The 5,001-nt window shown below is 66.7% G+C and carries 4 protein-coding genes; 3 read left to right on the forward strand and 1 reads right to left on the reverse strand.

Going from position 1 to position 5,001, the window contains the following annotated elements; all coding sequences use genetic code 11:
* Together AB0M20_RS26835 and AB0M20_RS26840 are read left to right on the forward strand one after the other, a co-directional pair.
* On the forward strand, window positions 1-675 hold a 675-nt coding region (locus tag AB0M20_RS26835), incomplete at its 5' end, for a transketolase (protein ID WP_364302771.1).
* Window positions 672-1,616, forward strand: a complete 945-nt coding sequence (locus AB0M20_RS26840) for a transketolase C-terminal domain-containing protein (protein WP_364302773.1) — start codon at window positions 672-674, stop codon at window positions 1,614-1,616. The genes AB0M20_RS26835 and AB0M20_RS26840, both read left to right, overlap by 4 nt.
* 1,088 nt (window positions 1,617-2,704) lie before the next feature.
* On the opposite strand, the gene AB0M20_RS26845 is transcribed toward AB0M20_RS26840, so the two are convergent.
* Window positions 2,705-2,908 (reverse strand): DNA-binding protein, encoded by a 204-nt coding sequence (locus tag AB0M20_RS26845; RefSeq protein WP_364302775.1) that lies wholly within the window; start codon window positions 2,906-2,908, stop codon window positions 2,705-2,707.
* 1,317 nt (window positions 2,909-4,225) lie between these two features.
* Between AB0M20_RS26845 and AB0M20_RS26850 the strand changes: the two genes are divergently transcribed.
* Entirely contained in the window at window positions 4,226-4,576 is a 351-nt protein-coding gene (locus AB0M20_RS26850) for a hypothetical protein (protein ID WP_364302777.1), read from the forward strand.
* Window positions 4,577-5,001: the final 425 nt, after the last annotated feature.

Below are 5,001 nucleotides of genomic sequence, written 5' to 3' on the forward strand. Positions count from 1 at the left end.
GCCATCGGCCCGGACAGCGTCGACGACCCGGAACGGGACCGGTTCATCCTGTCCAAGGGCCACGTCGCGGGCATCCTCTACACCACCCTCGCAGCCTTCGGTTTCTTGCCGGTCGAGGAGCTCGCGACCTTCCTGAAGCCCTTGTCGGCGCTCAACGGGCACCCGAACCGCAAGAAGGTCCGCGGCGTCGAGGCCAACACCGGGCCGCTCGGGCACGGACTGCCCATCGCCGTCGGGCACGCCCTGTCGGCGAAGCTCGACGTGTCCCGGCGACGCACGTACGTGCTGGTCGGCGACGGCGAGCTGCAGGAGGGCAGCAACTGGGAGGCGATGATGGCCGCCTCACAGTACGAGCTGGACCGGCTGACCGTCATCGTCGACCGCAACCGGCTCCAGCAGGGCGCCACGGTCCGGGAGACCAATGACCTCGACCCGCTCGAGCAGAAGGCCGCCGCGTTCGGCTTCGCCGTGGTGGAGATCAACGGCCATGACCACGGCGAGCTGTACGACGTGCTGTCCGCAGTGCCATTCCGGCCGGGCAAACCGACCTTCGTCATCGCGCACACGCACAAGGGGCACCCGATCTCCTTCATGAGCAACAACGCCGCCTGGCACCACCGGGTGCCGTCCGCCGACGAACTTCAGCACGCCCTGAGCGAATTGGACGCCGCATGACTTCGCTGGCCGAGCAGCCGCGGTACGACTGCCGCAACGCTTACGTTAAAACCCTGGCCGATCTCGCCCACAACGATCACCGCATCGTCGGGGTGGTCAACGACTCCGTCGGCTCCAGCAAGCTCGACGCCTTCAAGAAGGCGTTCCCGGACCGGCTGATCAACGTCGGCATCGCCGAGCAGGACATGGTCGGTGTCGCGGCCGGACTGGCCAACGGCGGGCGCATCCCGTTCGTGTCGGCGGCGTCCTGCTTCCTGACCGCGCGGGCGCTGGAGCAGATCAAGGCGGACGTTGCCTACTCGGACCGCAACGTCAAGCTGTGCGGGATGAGCCCGGGCATGGCGTACGGCGAACTCGGGCCCACCCACCATTCGATCGAGGACATCGCGTGGCTGCGCGCCATCGACAACATGGTCATCGTCGTGCCGGCCGACCCGGTGGAAACCGCCGCGGCGATGCGGTGGGCCGCCGTGACCGAGGGTCCGGTGTTCATCCGGGTCAGCCGGATGAGCGTTCCGCAGGTCTACCCCGACAACTACGAGTTCCGGCCCGGCAAGGCAATCACCATCCGCGAAGGGAACGACGTCACGCTGATCAGCAACGGCACGGTGCTGTGGCGCGCGCTGGTCGCCGCCGAGCAGCTGGCAGCAGACGGTATTCAGGCGCGCGTGCTGTCCATGCCGACGGTCAAACCGCTCGACGTCGACGCTGTCGTCGCGGCAGCTGCCGAAACCAGCGGCATCGTGACCGCTGAGGAGGCGACCAGAGCGGGCGGGCTGGGCGGCGCGGTCGCGGAGACACTCGCGGAGCGCCACCCGGCCAGGATGAAGATCCTGGGCGTGCCGGAGTTCGCCCCCACAGGGTCCGCCGGCTTCCTGCTCGACCGCTACGGCATGGCTCCCGCAGGCATCGCAGCCAGCGCCCGAGAGCTGCTGACCTGACACGCATTCCTCCTCGGGATGTTCGAGGACGGGCTGCTCGAATGGGGGACTTACCGTTCGCCCTGCGTACGGCACGGACCCAGCTCTCGATGTGCGCCTGCGCACGTTCAATGTCGTGCAACGGCGCTCCGTACTCCCTCAGCGTCTCGAGCTTTGTCTGGGCTGCCCGCAATCCACCGGTTAAGCGCTTGACGGTGATCCGGCGAGTCGCCTCGGCGTCGGCACGAACGGCACGCAGCGATGCGGCGACCAGAATCACCTGGGCGTGAAGGGTCGCGGCCAGCACGAAGCGTAGCTCTCCGGTCGCGACCAGTCCGTCAGTAAGTGCCGTTTGCATTTCCTGCCTGGTCATTTTGTAGGGGTGCTCGATGCCGGGACGTGTCCAACTGCGGGAGCGGACGATCGGCCGGCCGTTGCCGTCGGTCTCGACCTCGGCCCTCCTCAGGGCGCCCTGCCGTCCGTTCTGGCGTAAACCGAGCTGCAGTCGGGAGTGCCGCCCATCGAGTTCGGCCGCACTGGGTAGCCGGGTAAGGCGACATCGTGGCCTCGTCCAACGAGTTGAGCCAGTCGATGAAGGCCTGGGCGTCTGTACCCCACGTGCCAATGGCAGGCGGCGGACCAACGGCCTGCAGCTCGCAGGACACAACCGGCCGGACGTGGTTCTGCACGCGGAGGAACAGCGCATACAGGTTGGTGGTCACCGGTTCGGTGGCCAGCCGGGTTCCCTCGCTCGAGGCCTCTTCGACGGCCCAAGACGCCTGGTCGCAGGCTAGGTGCCCAGCTACTTGTCGTACGCCTATATTGAGGGGGTGGTTGGAGAGCGGTTGGAGCTGATGGGTGCAAACGAAATCCGCATCCGCCTCGGTGTCGGCCGTCAGCGCCTCTACCAGCTCACCCGCCGTCCAGCCTTCCCGGCACCCATCGCCGAACTGGACGCTGGAAAGGTCGGCTCGCCACCGACGTCGAGCGCTGGATCACTTGGCGCCGGGTATGACGAATCCATCGAAGCTGCTTGCTCGCGCTGCCTTTCTCGAGCTGGCTGTATCGGACGGCGAGCTCGCTGGCGATCGTCCTGCGCGCCACATTTGTCACTTGGCGTCCTCGTCGTCGAGATGAGGGCGGTGCGCCTTGATCCAAGCCTCGACGTCTTCCTTGTCCCACACCTTGCCCATGATCAGTTCCTGATAGGGCTCGGGGAAGTCCTTGCGCGTGATGATCTGGTAGGCGCGCTGGCGGCCGACGCGTAGCCGCGCCTGGATTTCGCCCGCACCCATCAAGACCAACCTGCCCATGTCGCGAGACTAGGTACGTATGAGGTAGTCACGTGGACTATTCCATATGACTACTAGTCACGTACGGTATTACATGTGACCAGAGCGAAATGGAAGTTGACCAGCAATGCAGAAGTAGACGAGTGGGGCGATGACCAGCCGCGCCGGTTTGGACGGCCAGCCGTCAGTTGGTTGGCCCTCCTGGCCGCAGATCCACGGAACGAGCTCATGGAGATCGCACCGGGCATGTATGAGGGGCGGAAGGCCCCATGACCCCAGACCACACTGCCGCGCGGCCGTCGTGGAACTGCCGTGCCTGTGCCAAGCCCTGGCCGTGCGACCCGGCACGTGAGGCGCTGACGGGGGAGATGGACTCGATGAGCTTGGTCATCTACATGTGGCTGAACCTAGAAGAAGCCACCAGGCACCTTGACAACGAGCCCGTCTCCGACCTGTTCGAACGCTTCGTCCGCTGGACCCGCTAGTCCCGACAGGCAACGACCCCTGACCGATGGTTCCGGGGGTCTGCCCTGCAGGGCCTACTTGGCCCGTCGTGACGATCCAGGCCTTGGTCGGCCCCGGTCGTCCTCGAATTCTTGACAAACACGAGTACGTCCTCGTGGGCGATCAGATGAGTGGCAGGTGGCACCCGGCGCAGCGGCACCGGGCGGGAGGTGAAGATCAATGTTCCGCACCGTACGGGCACACCTGCGTGCCCTCTCCTGATCCTCGTTCTCTCATTCTTCCTGTCTCTGTTCACGCCTGCGGCCGGCCGCCGAGCCGCCCGGACCGCCGCTCACACCGCGACTGCGTGGTGGAAGCTGCCGCACCGGCACCAAAGGCCAACTGAACCCAGAGACGGTGACCGCCTTGGGCGGCGGACTTCGCCTCACACCATGACAACCCGAGATAGTCCGCATTCCCGCCGCTACATGCGCGGCGGCCAGACGCGGCCGGCCGCGATCAAGGCGGCCGACTCCTGGGCCGACGGACCGTGTTGCACCTTCCAATGGCCATCGCGCCAAAAAGGATTCGCCGTACGGGCGCGAAATATCAGGCCAACAGATTTCAACATCTCCATTTGCTGGTCATACTTGTTGCCCGACAGCGGACGGCTGGGTGGTCAACACCTTCTCGAGGGGCGCTGCTGTTGGGCAACAGCCGCCGCGGACGGAAACCAACAACTGTTGGTGTAGGGCTGCTGTGCTACGTCGCCGCTGTTGGCCGCTGTTGGCCGCTGTTGGCCGCGTGCAAACGGCCTCTTGGCGCTTGCCGTTGGGCGGCTCAAGACTTTGATGTGGATCCGCCGCGGATCTGCGGCAGGCTGATCGGCGAGGCTTGCGAGCCGGTCGCAAGGTCCGCGAGACCGGGTTCGCCGCGCAGCTGGTCCACATCGAGGCGACCGGACCGGTGGCAGCTGATACACCCGTGGGATCACTACGAACTGGTGCTGCCCGGGCCGTCGCGGCCGGCGTGAATTGGCGCCGGCGAGGCGAACAAATCGCCACGACCCGCCTCGAACACGTCCTCTTGCCAGCCGCTGTCGCCCGGACAGGCATCAGTGCCGCGCTGACGCCTTCCTGGCGGCGCAAAGCAGAGCACTGGCTGATCGAGGCGAGCCGCGAGGGCAACCTCGCTTTCGCGCCGCTGTACTACACGACGCCGTGCGTCGCGACCGGTGACCACTAACCCGTGGCCACCGGCCAACACGCGGCCAACACGCGGCCAACGGCCGGCACGCCGGGACTCAAGAGGGCGGCACTGCCGCAAGCTGGCCGGTGGGCGTTGGATTACTGTGCGGCGCCAACAGACGGTAGGTGCCGTTTCGACTGCCCAACCGCAGGCGTTCGTGGACAAGACGGCGGACCGATAGACCGCAGGCGCATCGCCGAGGCGCTCCGCAAAGCCGCAGCCGGTCGGTCGCGCACACCATCATCCGCCTCGAGACGGCCGCGCCCACCCCTGCACACCCGGCCACCGCGGCCGGCGGCGGTGGTCACCGCCGTGCCGGCAGGCCGCCGCTGCGGCTGGGCCGGTCGGTGTCCGCTGTCGCGAAACTTGCCGCGTCGCCGACTCCATCGACGACGTTTGAGCGACCTCTCTGACGACGCCCG

Origin of the sequence: Actinoplanes sp. NPDC051633 (assembly GCF_040681735.1) — a bacterium.
Taxonomy (GTDB): domain Bacteria; phylum Actinomycetota; class Actinomycetes; order Mycobacteriales; family Micromonosporaceae; genus Actinoplanes.